Source organism: Pseudomonas sp. B20(2017) (assembly GCF_002113125.1).
Taxonomy (GTDB): domain Bacteria; phylum Pseudomonadota; class Gammaproteobacteria; order Pseudomonadales; family Pseudomonadaceae; genus Aquipseudomonas.
Genome location: NZ_NEJP01000002.1, coordinates 220792 through 238300, shown reverse-complemented (window position 1 = coordinate 238300; position 17509 = coordinate 220792). Strand labels below are relative to the sequence as shown.

The following is a 17509-nucleotide window of genomic DNA, read 5'->3' as shown; positions in this document are numbered from 1 at the left end:
AAGAGAGACAAGCAGATGAAAATCACCAAACTCACCACCTTCATCGTCCCGCCGCGCTGGTGCTTCCTGAAAGTCGAAACCGACGAGGGCGTGACCGGTTGGGGCGAGCCCGTGGTCGAGGGCCGCGCCCACACGGTCGCCGCAGCGGTTGAGGAATTGTCCGACTACCTGATCGGCAAAGACCCACGCAATATCGAAGACATCTGGACCGTGCTGTATCGCGGCGGCTTCTACCGGGGCGGCGCGATCCACATGAGCGCACTCGCCGGCATCGATCAGGCGCTCTGGGACATCAAGGGCAAGGCGCTGGGCGTGTCGGTCAGCGATCTGCTCGGCGGTCAGGTGCGGGACAAGATCCGTGTGTATTCGTGGATCGGCGGCGACCGCCCGGCGGACACCGCGCGGGCCGCAAAGGAAGCGGTGGGCCGTGGTTTTACGGCGGTGAAAATGAACGGCACCGAAGAGCTGCAATTCCTCGATACCTTCGAAAAGGTCGATCTGGCACTGGCCAACGTTGCCGCCGTGCGCGATGCGGTCGGGCCGAACGTCGGCATCGGCGTCGACTTCCATGGCCGGGTGCACAAACCCATGGCCAAGGTGCTGATGAAGGAGCTCGACCCGTACAAACTGATGTTCATCGAAGAGCCGGTGCTCAGCGAAAACTACGAAGCGCTGAAAGAGCTGGCACCGCTGACCAGCACGCCGATTGCCCTCGGCGAGCGGCTGTTTTCGCGCTGGGACTTTAAACGGGTGTTGAGTGAAGGTTACGTCGACATCATCCAGCCGGACGCGTCCCATGCCGGCGGCATCACCGAGACCCGCAAGATCGCCAACATGGCCGAAGCCTACGACGTGGCGCTGGCACTGCATTGCCCGCTGGGGCCGATTGCGCTGGCGGCGTGCCTGCAACTGGACGCCGCTTGTTACAACGCCTTTATCCAGGAGCAGAGCCTGGGCATCCATTACAACGAGAGCAATGACCTGCTCGATTATGTGAAAGATCCACGGGTGTTTGACTACGACAAAGGCTTCGTGAAAATCCCCAACGGCCCGGGCCTGGGGATCGAGATAAACGAGGAATACGTGATCGAACGCGCGGCGGTCGGCCACCGCTGGCGCAACCCGATCTGGCGTCATGCCGATGGCAGTTTTGCCGAGTGGTGAGTCTTTCCTGACCCAACACCAAACACTGTGGGAGCGAGCTTGCTCGCGAAGAGGGCGGCACATTCGAAACCGATGTCGCCTGATAGATCGCTTCGCGAGCAAGCTCGCTCCCACAGGTTGATCTCCATGGAGCGGAGATCTGCATACCTCCCCGACCTCAATAAACATAAGAAGAGGCGCTCCCCATGCAACCGCAAACCCTCACCGGGCAAGCGACGTTAGTCACGCCCAGCCGCAAGCGATTTTTCATCATGGTGTTGCTGTTCATCACCGTGGTCATCAACTACCTCGACCGTAGCAACCTGTCGATTGCCGCCCCGGCACTGACGACGGATCTGGGCATCGATCCGGTGCACGTCGGGCTGATCTTCTCCGCGTTCGGCTGGACTTACGCGGCCATGCAGATCCCCGGCGGCTGGCTGGTGGATCGGGTGCCGCCGCGCATCCTTTATAGCGTCGCGCTACTGTTGTGGTCGCTGGCTACCGTGATGCTCGGTTTCGCCGCCAGTTTCATCGCACTGTTCGTGCTGCGCATGGCGGTCGGTGCGCTGGAAGCGCCGGCGTATCCGATCAACAGCCGCGTGGTGACAACCTGGTTCCCCGAGCGCGAGCGGGCTACAGCCATCGGTTTCTACACGTCCGGCCAGTTTGTCGGGCTGGCGTTCCTGACCCCGGTGCTGGCGTGGCTGCAACACGAATTTGGCTGGCACATGGTGTTTGTCGTGACCGGCGCAGTGGGCATCATCTGGGCGGCGATCTGGTACGCGGTGTATCGCGAACCGCGTGATTTCAAAGGCGCAAACCAAGGCGAAATCGATCTGATCCGTGAGGGTGGCGGCTTGGTGGATATCGCCGCTGAAACCGCCAAAGTGAAGGCGAAGTTCAGCTGGACCGATCTCGGCATCGTCCTGAGCAAACGCAAGTTGTGGGGGATCTACCTCGGCCAGTTCTGCCTGAACTCGACGCTGTGGTTTTTCCTGACGTGGTTCCCGACCTATCTGGTGAAATATCGCGGCATGGACTTCATCAAGTCCGGCCTGCTGGCGTCGCTGCCGTTTCTCGCCGCGTTCATCGGCGTGCTGTGCTCCGGGTTCTTTTCCGACTTCCTGATTCGTCGTGGTTGCACCGTTGGGTTTGCGCGCAAGTTGCCGATCATTGGCGGGCTGCTGATTTCCACCTCGATCATCGGCGCCAACTTCGTTGAGTCGACGCCGCTGGTGATTGCCTTCCTGGCGTTGGCGTTTTTCGGCAACGGGCTGGCGTCGATCACCTGGTCGCTGGTCTCGACACTGGCACCGGCGCGCTTGCTGGGCTTGACCGGTGGGGTGTTCAATTTCATCGGCAATCTGTCGGCGATTGCCACGCCGATTGTCATCGGCTTCCTGGCCAGCGGCGATTCGTTCGCCCCCGCGATCACCTACATCGCGGTTCTGGCATTGATCGGTGCTTTGTCCTACGTGCTGCTGGTGGGCAAGGTCGAGCGCATCGAGTTGTAGTCGGCCATCTCGGGCGACCATAATGCCGCCCGTTCCCTCGCTCAACGCTAAAGGCTGGATATGCAGGAAGACGCCCCAAAAACCGCCAAGGACGCCGCGCCGACTGGCACCCAGACCCTGCTTCGCGGGTTGGGTGTGGTGCAGGCCGTCGCCAGTGGCGCCCGCGATCTCAAAGAGATTGCCCGCCTGATCGGCACCACGCGCAGTACCACGCATCGTCTGGCCAGTTGTCTGGTGGACGAGCGCTACCTGCGCGTTGTGCCGCAAGTCGGTTATCTGCTGGGGCCGAAGCTGATCGAACTGGGTTTTCAGGCGCGCGAAGAGTTGCCGCTGGTGACCCTGGCCGGGCCTTATCTGGACGAGTTGTCGGCGCTGACCGGCGACACCGTTCACCTGGGGATTCGTGAAGGCGACGAGGTGCTTTATTTGCTGAAGAATCCGGGGCGTAACGGCCCGGAAATGCGCTCACGGGTTGGCCATCGCATGCCGTTGGCGCGGACCGGGATCGGCAAGGCGCTGATGCTGGATGACGCGCCGCAGGACTGGCAGCGTCTGTACGACATCAGTCTGCCGGCGGGTGGGAAAAGTCAGTTCTGGCCGCAACATCCCCAGCAGTCGTGGGAGCAGCTGGAGCAGCGGATGACCGAATACGTGGCCGGCGGCTACGCGTTCGATCTGGAAGATAACGAGCCGTCGATCCGCTGCGTGGCGGCGCCGATCCGCGACGCGAGCAAGCGCATCGTCGCAGCGATCAGCATCGCCAGCACCGTGCCGTACATGCCGCTGGAAAAAATGGCCGAGCTGATTCCCCTGATCAAAGGGGTCACGGCCCGGCTCTCGGCGGAGCTTGGCTTGAAGGTTTAAAGCTTTAAGGTCGCCATGTCGATCACGAAACGATACTTCACGTCGCCGGCGATCATCCGCGCGTAGGCTTCGTTGATCTGGCGAATGTCGAGCATTTCGATGTCGCAGCTGATGTTGTGCTCGGCGCAGAAATCCAGCACTTCCTGGGTTTCTGCGACGCCACCGATCAACGAACCGGCCAATACGCGACGACCCAACACCAGTTTGGCGGCGTGGACCGGCGGATCGATCGGTTCGATCAGACCCACCAGAATGTGCACGCCATCGAAGCGCAGAGTGTCGAGGTACGGGTTCAGATCGTGCTGCACCGGAATGGTGTCGAGCAGGAAGTCAAAACGACCGGCTGCAGCTTTCATCTGTTCTTCGTCAGTGGACACGATCACATGATCGGCGCCTTGGCGACGTCCTTCCTCGGCCTTGCTCGCCGAACGGGTAAACAGCGTCACTTCGGCGCCCATGGCCTTGGCGAACTTGATGCCCATGTGGCCGAGGCCACCCATGCCGAGAATTCCGACCTTGTCGCCGGCCTTCACGCCGTAGTGCTTGAGCGGCGAGTAGGTGGTGATGCCGGCGCAGAGAATCGGCGCGGCAGCCGCCAGATCCAGCTTCTCGGGGATGCGCACCACAAAGTGCTCGCTGACCACGATGCTGTCCGAATAACCGCCCATGGTGTTGCTGCCATCGACCCGATCCGGGGTGGCATAAGTCATGGTCGGGCCTTCGAGGCAGTATTGCTCGAGATTCGACTGGCAGGCTTCGCAGGTCCGGCAGGAGTCGACCATGCAGCCAACGCCGACCAGATCGCCTACCTTGTGCTTGGTGACATTCGCACCGACGGCGGTGACTTTTCCGACGATCTCGTGGCCGGGCATCAGCGGGTAAACGGCGATGCCCCATTCATTGCGCGCCTGGTGGATGTCGGAGTGGCAGACGCCGCAGTAAAGGATTTCGATGGCGACGTCGTCCGCCCGTGGGCTGCGGCGTTCGAACTTCATCGGGGCGAGGGGAGTGGTGGCCGTTTGAGCGGCATAGCCGATGGCGGTGTACATGTGAAACCTCGCAAAAGCAGTGACAAGTGAGGCGGCGCATTCTGGGCGCCGTCCGGTCGTCCGGCCATGGCGATTCCTCCGGGTGTCATGCCTAATCCTCCGGCATGCGGGCTTGATCGGTCGCATTGGCAAAAGGATCTGCGATGATGCTTTTATCCCTTTTTCCGTGATTTTTCTGAAGAGCCACCCGATGCAATTGACCCGTCACCTTGATGCCAACGCCACCCTGGTTTCGCTGATCGAACCGCTGGCGCTGCGCGATGGTTACAGCCAGACCGGGCTGCCGGGCGTGCAGGTGTTGCGCGCCAGTTGCGACGTCGCCCGTGGCCCGCACATTTATGAACCGAGCCTGATGATCATCGCCCAGGGCAGCAAACTGGCGTATCTGGGGCCGCGCACCATGGAGTACGGCGCCGGGCATTATCTGATACAGGCGTTGCCGGTGCCGTTCGAGTGCGAAACCTATGCGTTGCCGGACGCGCCGTTGCTCGGCGTGTCGGTGGCGATCGACCGGGTGCTGCTCGGTGAACTGGTTCTGGCGATGGGGCTGGCGCCGGGGCGGCATATTCCGGCGCAGACACCGGAATCGATGACTTCGGTGGTGCTCGACGATGACATGCGCGGTTGCGTCGAGCGCCTGCTGCGTTGTCTGCACGATCCGCTGGAGTGCCAGATTCTGGGGCCGGCGCGGGTGCGTGAATTGTTGTTCGTCGCGTTGCGCGGCCCCCAGGCTGATGTCCTGCGAGCGCTGGTGGAGCAGCAGGGGCAGTTTGCGCGGGTGGCGGCTTCGATCAGTCATCTGCATGCGCATTACACCGAGCCGTTGAATGTCGAGACATTGGCCAGTTGCGCGAACATGAGCGTGTCGACCTTTCACGAGCACTTCAAACGCAGCACATTGTTGTCGCCGGTGCAGTATCTGAAGCGTTTACGTTTATTGAAGGCGCAGACTTTGTTGATTGCCGAGGGGTTAGGCGTGGCGCAGGTGGCGCATCGGGTGGGGTATCAGAGCACGTCGCAGTTCAGCCGCGAGTACAAACGCTATTTCGAACGCAGCCCCGGGGATGAGCGCGCTGCCTGAGTTGCCACAGTACCTGTGGGAGCGGGCTTGCTCGCGAATGCAGTGTGTCAGTTGACAGATATGCTGCCTGACACGACGCCTTCGCGAGCAAGCCCGCTCCCACATTGGTTTTGTGGCGTTGCAGCAATAGTGGGCAACAAAAAGGCCCCCATATAGGGAGCCTTGATGTTCAGCGGTTCGACTTACATGTTCGGGTAGGTCGGGCCGCCGGCGCCTTCCGGCGTCACCCAAGTGATGTTCTGCGAAGGGTCCTTGATGTCACAGGTCTTGCAGTGCACGCAGTTCTGGGCGTTGATCTGGAAGCGTTTCTCGCCGTCTTCCTTGGTGATCACTTCATACACGCCGGCCGGGCAGTAGCGCTGCGCCGGCTCGTCGTACAGCGGCAGGTTTTTGCTCAGCGGGATGGTCGGGTCGGTCAGTTTCAGGTGGCACGGCTGTTCTTCTTCATGGTTGGTACCGGAGATGAACACCGAGCTCAGCTTGTCGAAGCTGATCTTGCCGTCGGGTTTCGGGTAGTCGATCTTCTTGCAGTCGGCCGCGAGCTTGAGGCAGGCGTAGTCCGGCTTGGTGTCGTGCAGGGTGAACGGCAGTTTGCCGCCGAAGATGTTCTGATCCAGCCAGTTGAAACCGCCGCCGACGATGGCGCCGAACTTGTGGATCGCCGGGCCGAAGTTGCGGCTGGCGAACAGCTCTTCGTAGAGCCAGCTCTTCTTGAAGGCGTCGACGTAGGTGGTCAGTTCTTCGGTGCCGTCCTTTTCAGCGAACAGCGCGTCGGCCACGGATTCAGCGGCGAGCATGCCGGACTTCATCGCGGTGTGGCTGCCTTTGATCTTGGCGAAGTTCAGGGTGCCGAGGTCGCAACCGATAAGCGCGCCGCCCTTGAACACCATTTTCGGCAGCGAGTTCAGGCCACCCTTGCAGATCGCACGTGCGCCGTAGCTGATGCGCTTGCCGCCTTCCAGATATTGTTTCAACACCGGGTGATGCTTGAGGCGCTGGAATTCGTCGAACGGCGACAGGTAGGTGTTGCTGTAGGAAAGATCGACGATCAGGCCGACCACCACCTGATTGTTTTCCAGGTGATAGAGGAAGGAGCCGCCGGTGTTCTCGGTGCCCATGATGTCCATCGGCCAACCGGCGGTGTGCACCACCAGGCCTGGCTGGTGTTTGGCCGGGTCGATTTCCCAGATTTCCTTCAGGCCGATGCCGTAGTGCTGGGCGTCGGCATCGCTGTCGAGGTTGTAGCGTTTGATCAGTTGCTTGCCGATGTGGCCACGGCAGCCTTCGGCGAACAGCGTGTATTTGCCACGCAGTTCCATGCCCGGGGTGTACAGGCCTTCCTTCGGGTGACCTTCGCGGTCGACGCCGAGGTCGCCGGTGATGATCCCGCGCACCACACCGTTTTCATCGATCAGCGCTTCCTGAGCGGCGAAGCCCGGGTAGATTTCCACGCCCAGGTTTTCAGCCTGCTGAGCGAGCCAGCGGCACAGGTTGCCGAGGGAGATGATGTAGTTGCCTTCGTTGTGCATGGTCTTGGGCACAAAGAAGTCAGGAATTTTCTGCGCGCTTTCGGCGTTTTTCAGCACGAAAATGTCATCACGGGTGACGGGCGTGTTCAGCGGAGCGCCGAGTTCTTTCCAGTCCGGGAACAGTTCGTTCAGGGCCCGTGGTTCGAATACGGCACCAGACAGGATGTGCGCGCCGACTTCGGAGCCTTTTTCGACCACGCAGACGCTGATTTCCTTACCGGCTTCGGCGGCCTTCTGCTTCAGACGGCAGGCGGCGGACAGGCCAGCGGGGCCGGCACCGACGATGACCACGTCGAATTCCATGTATTCGCGTTCCACAGGCTATCTCCTACTCAAGGCTCAACAGTTTTTTTTCTAATTTGGAGGTTCGGTGTCGTATCCGTTATTGCCTTTACGTTAACGTCAAGGCTAATAATGGGCAAACCACCTTTCTCTCTAGGCGGCGCATTATATCTACACCACTCTTAGCGTCCAATACAAACGTTTGTTTGAATCGGCTCCAGCCCAGAGAAATCAAAGAAGCGCGGCTTATGACAGGGCATTTTGGCGTATTGACCAGAATGGGCGTTCCGGTCAAGATACGGGCGGTTTTGCGCTCGCCGTAGGCTGAATGGTGGTTTCAAGAGCACCTCTAAAGACAGGGCGTAGGCGGTAACCGGTGGTGCGCAGCGCAGGTTCGGCGCGCAGTTTACACACCGCGAAGCGGCATGACTCGTCGGTCACGACTGACGAACGGTCATCCCGCTCAGCCGGCGTTTTTAGAGGTGCCCTTGTGCCCGATGAGCATCAACCGCCAGGTTCGCCTAGGCGACTTTCTTTTCACCGGAGAGTAACGAGGAATCCATGAAGGTTCTTGTAGCTGTCAAACGCGTTGTGGATTACAACGTCAAGGTTCGCGTCAAGGCGGACAATTCCGGCGTAGACCTCGCCAACGTCAAGATGTCGATGAACCCGTTCTGCGAAATCGCAGTGGAAGAAGCCGTACGCCTGAAAGAGAAAGGCGTTGCGACTGAAATCGTCGTCGTTACCATCGGCCCGTCCACCGCTCAGGAACAGCTGCGTACCGCACTGGCTCTGGGTGCCGACCGCGCCATCCTCGTCGAATCCGCTGAAGACCTGACTTCCCTGGCTGTGGCCAAGCTGCTCAAGGCCGTGGTCGACAAGGAACAGCCTCAGCTGGTGATCCTGGGCAAACAGGCCATCGACAGCGACAACAACCAGACCGGCCAGATGCTCGCTGCACTGAGCGGTTACGGTCAGGGCACTTTCGCCTCGAAAGTCGAAGTCTCCGGCGACAGCGTTGCCGTGACCCGCGAAATCGACGGCGGCGCGCAGACCGTTTCCCTGAAACTGCCAGCGATCGTCACCACCGACCTGCGTTTGAACGAGCCGCGCTACGCGTCCCTGCCAAACATCATGAAAGCCAAGAAGAAGCCTCTCGAGACGCTGACTCCGGACGCTTTGGGCGTTTCCACCGCCTCCACCAACAAGACCCTGAAAGTCGAAGCGCCGGCTGCACGCAGCGCGGGCATCAAGGTCAAGTCGGTGGCTGAACTGGTCGAGAAACTGAAAAACGAAGCGAAGGTAATCTGATCATGACTATCTTGGTAATCGCCGAACACGACAACAAGGTGCTGGCTCCGGCCACCCTGAACACCGTGGCTGCCGCTGCCAAAATCGGCGGCGACATCCACGTTCTGGTTGCAGGCCAGGGCGCTGGCGCCGTGGCTGAAGCCGCCGCGAAAATCGCTGGCGTGAGCAAAGTCCTGAACGCTGACAATGCTGCCTACGCGCATCAGCTGCCGGAAAACGTTGCTCCACTGGTTGCAGAGCTGGGCGCTGGCTACAGCCACATCCTGGCTGCCGCCACTTCCAACGGCAAAAACATCCTGCCGCGCGTTGCCGCCCAGCTGGACGTTGACCAGATCTCCGAGATCATCTCGGTAGAAAGCGCTGACACCTTCAAGCGTCCGATCTACGCCGGTAACGCCATTGCTACCGTGCAATCGACCGCTGCGATCAAAGTGATCACCGTACGTGCCACCGGTTTCGACCCGGTTGCCGCTGAAGGTGGTTCGGCTGCCGTTGAAGCAGTTGCTGCTGCTCACAACGCCGGCACTTCCAGCTTCGTCAGCGAAGAACTGGCCAAGTCCGATCGTCCTGAGCTGACCGCTGCCAAGATCGTCGTTTCCGGCGGCCGCGGCATGCAGAACGGCGACAACTTCAAACACCTGTACGCTCTGGCCGACAAGCTGGGCGCTGCCGTGGGTGCTTCCCGCGCCGCGGTCGACGCAGGTTTCGTACCGAACGACATGCAGGTTGGTCAGACCGGCAAGATCGTCGCACCACAGCTGTACATCGCCGTCGGTATCTCCGGCGCGATCCAGCACCTGGCCGGCATGAAAGACTCCAAAGTGATCGTTGCGATCAACAAGGACGAAGAAGCGCCGATCTTCCAGGTGGCCGATTACGGCCTGGTGGCGGATCTGTTCGAAGCCGTACCTGAGCTGGAGAAGCTGGTCTAATCCGGCAGCTTCACTTATAAAGAGCCCGGCCTGTTGGTCGGGCTTTTTTTTGTCTTGGATTTGAGTGGGAGCGTTTCGCCATGGATCTGCATCGTCGGTTGGGCTGCTCGTGGTTGCTGGGGCTGGCATTGTTGCCGGGCCTGTCGGTGGCGGCGGGCAAGTGCGAGCAGCTCGTCGTGACCGGCAGCCCGGATGCACCGCCGTACCTCTGGCAGGATCCGCAGAATCCCAAACAACTGATCGGTGCCAGTGCCGACCTGTTGCAACAGGTGGCCAAGGATCTGGGCATCAAAGTCGAACTGCTGTATGCCGGCAAGCGTTCCCAGGCCCTCGACGAAGTGCGCAGCGGGCGCATGGACATGCTGGCCGACACGCCGCTGGACTTCAACGAGCTTGAAAACCTCGACTACATTCATCCGTCGCTGCTGGAAAACGACTATCTGGTATGGACCCGCAAGGGCTCGACTCTGGTCTACAGCGAAGCGAAGGATCTTCAGGGCCATCAAGGAGGATTGTCGGAAAAGTCTCGAATGACCCCGGCATTCGGCACTTTCGCCGAGCAGCAATTGACCCTGATCCGTACGGCAAACCTGACCCAGGCGTTTCAGAAACTTCTGCTGGGCGAGGTGGAATATGTACTCGCCGGCCGCTACTCGGGGATGGCGGCCGCGCAGGCACTGGGCATGGCCAATGATCTGCTGGCTTTTGAACAACCCATCGACCGGCCCGGTCTGTTCCTCGCGGTTTCGCACAACTCGGCCTGCAACGATCCGTGGTTGCGCGGACAGCTGGCCAAAAAGATGACAGAATTGCCCGCGTCCGGCCTGACGGAAGCCGCGCTGCAACGCAACATCGAGCGCTGGAAGGCGCAGCAGCAACAGCCGCCGCAACCACCTGTCAGCGCCCCAAAACAGTAGGGATTCTTAGTGAGTAATCGACTTCTTTTCGCGGCCATGGCCGTTCTGGCTCTGGCCGGTTGCGCCAGCGATCCGGCACCCAATGAACAAATGCGCCTGACCGAGCAGGCCCTTGAGCAAGCCAAAGCTGTGGGCGCCACCGCCGAAGACGTGCCGGAAATGAAACTGGCAGAAGACAAGTTCAACCGGGCCAAAGGCAGCATGGCGGGTGAGTCTTACAAGAATGCGCGGATGCGATTCGAACAGGCTGAACTCGACGCACGTCTGGCAGAAGCCAAAGTGCTGACCCAGAAGAGCGAAGAGCAAGTGAACGTGCTCAACACCCGCATCGTCCGACTGCGCAAGCAACTGGGAGATGCCCAATGAGCCTGACGTCCAAAGCCCTCGGCGCTCTGATCCTCGCCGGTTGTGCCAGTCTTTACGGCTGCGCAGGTCAACACAGCGAATCCGCATTGCAGCAGGCCGGCGCCGATTTCCAGAAGGTCAAGGAAGATTCCAACGTGTTGCGCATCGCGCCAAAAGACGTGATTCGCGCTGGCGAGTCCCTGGCCCGTGCCGATCGTCTGTCGACGTATTGGGGCAGCGGCTCGGACGTGGTGCATTACGCCTATCTGAGTCAGCGCTACAGCGAAATCGCCCGTGAGCACACCAATCAGGTACTCAACGAAGAACGCGCTGCGAAGCTGGAACTGGAGCGCCAACGCCTGCAACTGGCCCTGCGCGAGTCGAAACTGTTGAGCGTGCAACAGCAGGGCAAATGGCTGGAAGAGCAGATCGTTGCGCTGGCCACGACACAAACTGACCGTGGTCTGGTGATGACCCTGGGTGACGTGCTGTTCGATACCGGTGAAGCCGAGCTGAAAAACTCGGCCAACCGCGTGGTGCTGAAGATCGTGCAGTTCCTGCAACTCAACCCGAAACGCATCGTGCGCATCGAGGGCTACACCGATAGCACCGGCGGCAAGCAGGAAAACCTCAAGCTGTCCCGCGATCGCGCGCAGTCGGTAGCGGACGTGTTGACGGACCTGGGCATCGATGAAAAACGCATTCAGGTCGAAGGCTACGGCGACGAATACCCTGTGGACGCCAATGCTTCGGAGCGTGGGCGCGCGCAGAACCGTCGGGTGGAAATCGTGTTCTCCGACGAAAAAGGCCAGCTCGGCGCCGCCCGCTGAGGGTGGCGTTACTGGAAAGCCCGGGCTGTCAGGCAGCGCCGGGCTTTTTTACGTCTGTCGATTACCTCACAAAGCAGTACAGATTTAACCGGCACTGCACTGTATGGTTGACTAATATGGCAACTGTCCCAGTACACTTCCAAACTGTTCCGGTATTGTTTCACACAAGAATAAAACGCCCGTGAAATCGAGTGCTGCGTCATGACCAATCTCTTGCTCTACCAACGTATTGCTCAACAGCTGGCCGAAGATATTCGCCGTGGCGTTTATCAACCGGGCGAGCGCGTGCCTTCGGTGCGCAAGATGAGTTCGCAGCTCAACGTCAGCCATGCCACGGTGTTACAGGCTTACGCCAACCTCGAAGATCAGGGCCTGATCCGTGCGCGGCCGCAGTCTGGCTACTACGTGCACCAGACGCCGGCGCTGACCGCGCCTACGCCGGATATCGCCCGGGTCGAACGACCAGGCCTGGTTACCCGCAGCAGCATCATTCAGCAAGTATTGGTCGAATCCCGTCGTGAAGGCGTATTCCCGCTGGGGGCGGCGGTGCCGAGTGTCGATTACTTGCCGGTGCGCGCCCTGCATCAGCAACTGGCCAAGGTCACCCGCTTTCACAGCCCTCGGGCATTCAGTTACATGTTCAGCCCCGGTTTCGAACCGCTGCGCCGGCAGGTGGCGATTCGTATGCGCGATGCAGGCGTGGTCGTTGACCCTTCGGAAGTGGTGATCACTCACGGCTGCGTCGACGCCTTGCAGATGTCGTTGCGGGTGCTGACCCGCCCCGGCGACCTGATCGCCGCCGAATCACCGACTTATTACGGACTGCTGCAACTGGCGGATCTGCTGGGCCTGAAAGTCATCGAGATCCCCAGCGACCCCGCCACCGGCATGAGCCTAGAAGCCCTGCAACTGGCGGCCAACCAATGGTCGATCAAGGCGCTGGTGCTGACCACGCGCCTGAGTAATCCGCTCGGCGGCACCATGCCAGAGGAGCGTCAAAAACAACTGCTGAGACTGGCTTCGGACTTCGATATCCAGATTGTCGAAGACGACATCTATGGCGAGTTGATGTTCGAGCAGGGCCGCACCAAGTCGCTCAAGGCCTACGACCGGCTCGATCGGGTGATCTATTGCTCGAGTTTTTCCAAGACGTTGTCCCCCGGTGTGCGCATCGGCTGGATGATCGCCGGCAAGTATCAGCAGGAAATCCAGCGCTTGCAGACCTTCAGCACCCATTCGGCGTGCAGTGTCACGCAAATGGCCATCGCGGCTTACCTGGAAAACGGTGGTTATGACCGGCATTTACGGTACATCCGCCAGGAATACCGAAAAAATCTCAGTGCGTTCCAGCTGGCGGTTCAGCAGTACTTTCCCGAAGGCACCCAGATGACCCGGCCGACCGGCGGATTCATTCTGTGGGTCAGTCTGCCGGGGCGGGTCAACACTCAGGAATTGCACGTGCGGGCGCTGCAACAGGGCATCAGCATTGCGCCGGGCCTGATTTTCAGCAACACCGAGCAGTTTAACCACTGCATCCGGTTGAACTGCGGCATACCGTGGAATCGTGAAGCTGAACGGGCGCTGATGACCCTTGGCATGTTGGCGACCCAGCTCTGCCAGGAGATGGCCGGTGGATTTTGAAACAATGGCGGAGCTTGTCATGTGACGTCCAACAAGCGAGCATATGGCCCTCTGCCGTTAGCTTCGTTGGGTTCATGAAAGCGAAATTTTCTGCCGTCTGGGTTGTGCTCTGCCTGCTGATGATGGGTCATGTGCCTGGCGCCATGGCGGCCGCGGCCCAGGAAAAGACGCCGGCTGCTGCCTCCGCGAAAAAACCGGTCACGGCCAAGAAGACCGTTCCAGCGAAAAAAGCACCGCAGAAAAAGGCTGCTCCCGCCAAGAAGCGCGCCCCGGTCGCTTCCAAGTCAAAGTCGGCGAAAGAAGTGGCCAAGACGCCGTTGCCGTCCACGAAGCTCGATTTGAGTTTGCCCAAAGACATGGTTCAGGAATTGAAGCCGCCAGGCTCCGTGACGCTGCCCAAGCGTGAACCGATCCTGCCGCAGATGTTCGGCGACAAGAACAGCGGGTTCCAGCTCAACGGCCGTTTGCTCAGCAACGAAATGCAGTTGCAGCTGCGCAATGAGGAGCGTCGGGAAGTCGAAGGCGCGGCGCTGGATTTCGAGTTCAAGCAATAAATCGCCCCCATCGGTGACCCGCAGACCAGACGCTTTGTCGGAGACTGGTCAGTCACTTTCGTTTCTGCGTAAAAACCCCGGTTCAGGGAATTTAAAACAGCCGTTTAAGCGGTTACCCTGTTCCGCGTCCCTTTAACACATTGCCCGCTGCGAGGAACGCGTCGTCATGAAATGCCGTGAAGGCTGTGGCGCCTGCTGCATTGCCCCTTCCATCAGTTCGCCGATTCCAGGCATGCCCGATGGCAAACCTGCCGGTGAACGCTGCGTTCAGTTGTCGGTCGATAACCTGTGCAACATTTTCGGCCGACCGGAGCGTCCGGCGGTCTGCTCAGGATTCAAGGCCGATCCCGACGTCTGCGGTAGCAGCCAGGAAGACGCGATCAGATTGCTCGGCTGGTGGGAGCAGATGACGGCGGCGTGAAGTGTCAAACGAACGGAACTTCAACAATAAGGAATAAGACTATGGGTTCGCTGCATCGTATCGCTGTGTTGTGTGGTTTGACGGCCGTGCTGGCCACCTCGGCCGCCCAGGCTGAAGACTGGAAAGTCGCCAAGAACGAGGACGGCATCAAAGTCTCCCTGAGCGAAGTGCCGGGTTCGGACTACAAGTCTTATCAGGGCGTGACCGTGATGAAGACCACTGTCGCCAAACTGCGCGCCTTGCAGGAAGACGTCTCCGGTGCCTGCGCCTGGATTCACGAATGCAAGACCCAGAAACTGCTCAAGCACGAAGGTGACCAGAGCTGGACCTACACTCAGTTCAACACGCCATGGCCTGTCACCCCGCGCGATTCCATCCTGCATGTCACCACCGTTGAAGGCGCCGATGGCAGCCTGACCCGCAATCTGGAAGGCGTGCCGAAATATCTGCCTGAAGAAAAGGGTTTTGTTCGGGTTGCTCAAGTCAAAGGCTTCTGGAAGTTCGTGCCAAAAGGCGATCAGGTTGAAGTGACCTATCAGGTTCACACCGAGCCAGGTGGCAGCGTGCCTTCGATGATCGCCAACAAGTTTGTGGTCGACGCACCGTTCAACACCCTGAAAGCCTTGAAAGAACGCGCCGAGAAGTAAGTATCGCGTTCACCTGCAGACGCCCCGAGGTATTCGGGGCGTTTTGTTTTCCAGGTTTATTGTGTTTTCGGATATGCGTTGAACGAAATTTTCACAAAGTCTCCAAGACAATTCGCCCGCGTTGTTTGCACCTGTCCCGGTATGCCGTGTCTTCAAATGAAACAGTCCGGCGGTGGACAGTAATCAATGGCAATGCCATCGGTGATCGTGCAACATTTGCGCACCGCGCAATCCCCGGGGCCTGGAATGGCCAACAGAGGGCAGGGCGCAGCTGTATTTTTGCAACTTCAACTTCCAATGGGTCCTAAAACGACATGGCAAACCCGGACGCCCTGAATCAGCAGCGATCTTCCAGTCGCCTGCTGCAACCGACCGTCAAATCGCATCTGGCCTACACGCTGCTGTGCGCGCTGGTCATGATGGTGATGTTTTCCGTGCTGCGCCTCGCGCTGCTGGTCTACAACCGCGAGATGATCCTCGACACCCCGGCCTCGACTTTCCTCGAAGCCTTCGCCAACGGCCTGCGTTTCGACCTGCGCCTGGTGGTTTACCTCTGCATTCCACTGGTGCTGGCGCTGTTCAGCGCCCGGGCCATGGCTGCGCGCGGGTTCTTCCGTTTCTGGTTGACTGTCGCTTCGAGCATAGCGCTGTTCCTCGGCCTGATGGAGATGGACTTCTATCGCGAGTTCCACCAGCGCCTCAACGGCCTGGTGTTCCAGTACGTGAAGGAAGACCCGAAAACCGTGATGAGCATGCTCTGGTACGGTTTCCCGGTGGTGCGTTACCTGCTGGCGTGGGCCGTGGGCACGCTGATCCTGACCCTGGCGTTCAAGGGCGCCGACCGTCTGACCCGTCCGCGCGGTCCGTTCAGCGGTGGTAACGTCGGCACCCGTCAAGTGGCGCCATGGTATGCGCGTCTGGCTGTGTTCGTCGTCTGCCTGCTGATTTGCGTGGTCGCCGCCCGTGGCACCCTGCGTCAAGGCCCGCCGCTGCGTTGGGGCGACGTCTACACCACTGAGTCGAACTTCGCCAACCAGCTCGGCCTCAACGGCACGCTGTCGCTGATCGCGGCGGCCAAGGACCGGATGGGCGAGGATCGCGACAATATCTGGAAAGCCACACTGCCGCAGGATCAGGCGCAGAAAGTCGTGCGCGAGATGCTGGTGATGCCGGACGACAAACTGGTGGATGCCGATATTGCCGCCGTACGTCGTGAATACACACCGCCTGCCGACAAGACCCTGCCGATCAAGAACGTCGTCGTGATCCTGATGGAAAGCATGGCCGGTCACTCGGTGGGCGCACTGGGCGCTCCGGGCAACATCACGCCGTACCTCGACAAACTGTCGAAGGAAGGCCTGCTGTTCGACCGCTTCTTCTCCAACGGCACTCATACCCACCAGGGCATGTTCGCCACCATGGCATGTTTCCCGAACCTGCCGGGTTTCGAATACCTGATGCAGACCCCGGAAGGCAGCCACAAACTGTCCGGCCTGCCGCAGCTGCTTAGCGCGCGCAAGTACGACGATGTCTACGTTTACAACGGCGACTTTGCCTGGGACAACCAGTCGGGTTTCTTCAGCAACCAGGGCATGACCAACTTCGTCGGTCGTAACGACTTCGTGAACCCGGTGTTCTCCGATCCGACCTGGGGGGTGTCCGACCAGGACATGTTCGACCGTGGTCTGGTGGAGCTCAAGGCGCGGGAAAACGGCAAGCCGTTCTATGCGTTGCTGCAGACCCTGTCCAACCACACGCCGTACGCTTTGCCGACGCCATTGCCGGTCGAGCGCGTGACGGATCGTGGCACGCTCAACGAGCACCTGACCGCCATGCGTTACGCGGACTGGGCGCTGGGCCAGTTCTTCGAGAAGGCCCGCAAGGAGCCGTACTTCAAGGAAACCCTGTTCGTGATCGTCGGCGACCACGGCTTCGGCAACGAGCGTCAGATCACCGAAATGGACCTTGGCCGTTTCAACGTGCCGATGCTGATGATCGCACCGGGCATCCAGGAAAAATTCGGTACTCGTGACCACACCGTGGGTACGCAGATCGACATCGTGCCGACCATCATGGGTCGTCTGGGTGGCGAGGTACGCCATCAGTGCTGGGGTCGTGACCTGCTGAACCTGCCGCAGGGTGACACCGGTTTCGGCGTGATCAAGCCGTCGGGCAGCGAGCAGACCACCGCCATCGTCACCTCCGACCAGATCCTGGTGCTGCCGAAAGAGAAGGAAATGGCACCGAAGATCTATCAGTACGAGCTGGGCGCGAACCCGCACGCCGAAGTGGTACCGGATGCACCGCGCACCGCCGAGCTGAAACTCAAGCTCGAAGCGTTCCTGCAAACGGCGACCAAGAGCCTGATCGACAACACCGCCGGTGTGGTTAACGGCAAGCCGGACTGATCAATCGGCGCAATAAAAAGAGGCCCTTTCGAAGGGCC

Annotated in this window: 16 protein-coding genes; 14 read left to right on the top strand and 2 right to left on the bottom strand. The window is 60.0% G+C overall.

Annotated elements, in window-relative coordinates:
• Positions 1 to 15: 15 nt before the first annotated feature.
• The 3 genes from dgoD (at position 16) to CAF63_RS04070 (ending at position 3524) form a co-directional block, all read left to right on the top strand.
• Complete coding sequence (gene dgoD, locus CAF63_RS04080; protein ID WP_007950849.1) at positions 16 to 1164, top strand: galactonate dehydratase; 1149 nt, start codon at positions 16 to 18, stop codon at positions 1162 to 1164.
• Positions 1165 to 1349: 185 nt separating this feature from the next.
• Positions 1350 to 2660 carry an MFS transporter gene (locus CAF63_RS04075; RefSeq protein ID WP_011335406.1) on the top strand — a complete coding sequence of 437 codons (1311 nt, stop codon included), beginning with the start codon at positions 1350 to 1352 and terminating at the stop codon, positions 2658 to 2660.
• A gap of 60 nt (positions 2661 to 2720) precedes the next feature.
• Positions 2721 to 3524, top strand: a complete 804-nt coding sequence (locus CAF63_RS04070; protein ID WP_007950852.1) for an IclR family transcriptional regulator — start codon at positions 2721 to 2723, stop codon at positions 3522 to 3524.
• On the opposite strand, the gene CAF63_RS04065 is transcribed toward CAF63_RS04070, so the two are convergent.
• Entirely contained in the window at positions 3521 to 4573 is a 1053-nt protein-coding gene (locus tag CAF63_RS04065) for an NAD(P)-dependent alcohol dehydrogenase (protein ID WP_011335405.1), read from the bottom strand. The genes CAF63_RS04070 and CAF63_RS04065 overlap by 4 nt on opposite strands.
• A 190-nt stretch (positions 4574 to 4763) precedes the next feature.
• On the opposite strand from CAF63_RS04065, the gene CAF63_RS04060 reads away from it, so the two are divergent.
• The gene (locus tag CAF63_RS04060) at positions 4764 to 5654 is read left to right on the top strand and encodes an AraC family transcriptional regulator (RefSeq protein ID WP_011335404.1); all 891 of its coding nucleotides are present in this window, start codon (positions 4764 to 4766) and stop codon (positions 5652 to 5654) included.
• Positions 5655 to 5836: 182 nt separating this feature from the next.
• Here the strand turns inward: CAF63_RS04060 and CAF63_RS04055 are convergent, their stop codons facing one another.
• A complete protein-coding gene (locus CAF63_RS04055) occupies positions 5837 to 7501 on the bottom strand; it encodes an electron transfer flavoprotein-ubiquinone oxidoreductase (protein WP_007950858.1) in 1665 nt (554 codons plus the stop codon).
• Between the two features lie 525 nt (positions 7502 to 8026).
• Between CAF63_RS04055 and CAF63_RS04050 the strand changes: the two genes are divergently transcribed.
• The 10 genes from CAF63_RS04050 (at position 8027) to CAF63_RS04005 (ending at position 17471) form a co-directional block, all read left to right on the top strand.
• A complete protein-coding gene (locus CAF63_RS04050) occupies positions 8027 to 8776 on the top strand; it encodes an electron transfer flavoprotein subunit beta/FixA family protein (protein ID WP_085683510.1) in 750 nt (249 codons plus the stop codon).
• A 2-nt stretch (positions 8777 to 8778) separates the two neighbouring features.
• Positions 8779 to 9708 carry an electron transfer flavoprotein subunit alpha/FixB family protein gene (locus tag CAF63_RS04045; protein ID WP_011335403.1) on the top strand — a complete coding sequence of 310 codons (930 nt, stop codon included), beginning with the start codon at positions 8779 to 8781 and terminating at the stop codon, positions 9706 to 9708.
• 80 nt (positions 9709 to 9788) lie between these two features.
• Positions 9789 to 10625 carry an ABC transporter substrate-binding protein gene (locus tag CAF63_RS04040; RefSeq protein WP_085683509.1) on the top strand — a complete coding sequence of 279 codons (837 nt, stop codon included), beginning with the start codon at positions 9789 to 9791 and terminating at the stop codon, positions 10623 to 10625.
• 9 nt (positions 10626 to 10634) lie between these two features.
• Positions 10635 to 10991, top strand: coding sequence for a DUF4398 domain-containing protein (locus tag CAF63_RS04035; RefSeq protein ID WP_170929392.1), 357 nt, complete (start codon positions 10635 to 10637; stop codon positions 10989 to 10991).
• On the top strand, positions 10988 to 11800 hold the full coding sequence (locus tag CAF63_RS04030) for an OmpA family protein (RefSeq protein ID WP_085683508.1): 813 nt from the start codon (positions 10988 to 10990) through the stop codon (positions 11798 to 11800). Before CAF63_RS04035 ends, CAF63_RS04030 begins: the two co-directional genes overlap by 4 nt.
• 201 nt (positions 11801 to 12001) lie before the next feature.
• Positions 12002 to 13441: a PLP-dependent aminotransferase family protein gene (locus CAF63_RS04025; RefSeq protein WP_007950868.1), complete on the top strand. Its 1440-nt coding sequence runs from the start codon at positions 12002 to 12004 to the stop codon at positions 13439 to 13441.
• Between the two features lie 74 nt (positions 13442 to 13515).
• Entirely contained in the window at positions 13516 to 13995 is a 480-nt protein-coding gene (locus tag CAF63_RS04020; RefSeq protein ID WP_085683507.1) for a translation initiation factor 2, read from the top strand.
• A 166-nt stretch (positions 13996 to 14161) separates the two neighbouring features.
• The gene (locus CAF63_RS04015) at positions 14162 to 14416 is read left to right on the top strand and encodes a YkgJ family cysteine cluster protein (protein WP_085683506.1); all 255 of its coding nucleotides are present in this window, start codon (positions 14162 to 14164) and stop codon (positions 14414 to 14416) included.
• 41 nt (positions 14417 to 14457) lie between these two features.
• A complete protein-coding gene (locus tag CAF63_RS04010) occupies positions 14458 to 15063 on the top strand; it encodes an START domain-containing protein (RefSeq protein WP_085683505.1) in 606 nt (201 codons plus the stop codon).
• 314 nt (positions 15064 to 15377) lie between these two features.
• The gene (locus CAF63_RS04005; RefSeq protein WP_085683504.1) at positions 15378 to 17471 is read left to right on the top strand and encodes an LTA synthase family protein; all 2094 of its coding nucleotides are present in this window, start codon (positions 15378 to 15380) and stop codon (positions 17469 to 17471) included.
• Positions 17472 to 17509 lie beyond the last annotated feature (38 nt).

Coding starts and splice junctions, on each gene's coding strand:
- dgoD (WP_007950849.1), top strand. CDS start 16: ATGAAAATCACCAAACTCACCACCTTCATCGTCCCGCCGCGCTGGTGC.
- CAF63_RS04075 (WP_011335406.1), top strand. CDS start 1,350: ATGCAACCGCAAACCCTCACCGGGCAAGCGACGTTAGTCACGCCCAGC.
- CAF63_RS04070 (WP_007950852.1), top strand. CDS start 2,721: ATGCAGGAAGACGCCCCAAAAACCGCCAAGGACGCCGCGCCGACTGGC.
- CAF63_RS04065 (WP_011335405.1), bottom strand. CDS start 4,573: ATGTACACCGCCATCGGCTATGCCGCTCAAACGGCCACCACTCCCCTC.
- CAF63_RS04060 (WP_011335404.1), top strand. CDS start 4,764: ATGCAATTGACCCGTCACCTTGATGCCAACGCCACCCTGGTTTCGCTG.
- CAF63_RS04050 (WP_085683510.1), top strand. CDS start 8,027: ATGAAGGTTCTTGTAGCTGTCAAACGCGTTGTGGATTACAACGTCAAG.
- CAF63_RS04045 (WP_011335403.1), top strand. CDS start 8,779: ATGACTATCTTGGTAATCGCCGAACACGACAACAAGGTGCTGGCTCCG.
- CAF63_RS04040 (WP_085683509.1), top strand. CDS start 9,789: ATGGATCTGCATCGTCGGTTGGGCTGCTCGTGGTTGCTGGGGCTGGCA.
- CAF63_RS04030 (WP_085683508.1), top strand. CDS start 10,988: ATGAGCCTGACGTCCAAAGCCCTCGGCGCTCTGATCCTCGCCGGTTGT.
- CAF63_RS04025 (WP_007950868.1), top strand. CDS start 12,002: ATGACCAATCTCTTGCTCTACCAACGTATTGCTCAACAGCTGGCCGAA.
- CAF63_RS04020 (WP_085683507.1), top strand. CDS start 13,516: ATGAAAGCGAAATTTTCTGCCGTCTGGGTTGTGCTCTGCCTGCTGATG.
- CAF63_RS04015 (WP_085683506.1), top strand. CDS start 14,162: ATGAAATGCCGTGAAGGCTGTGGCGCCTGCTGCATTGCCCCTTCCATC.
- CAF63_RS04010 (WP_085683505.1), top strand. CDS start 14,458: ATGGGTTCGCTGCATCGTATCGCTGTGTTGTGTGGTTTGACGGCCGTG.
- CAF63_RS04005 (WP_085683504.1), top strand. CDS start 15,378: ATGGCAAACCCGGACGCCCTGAATCAGCAGCGATCTTCCAGTCGCCTG.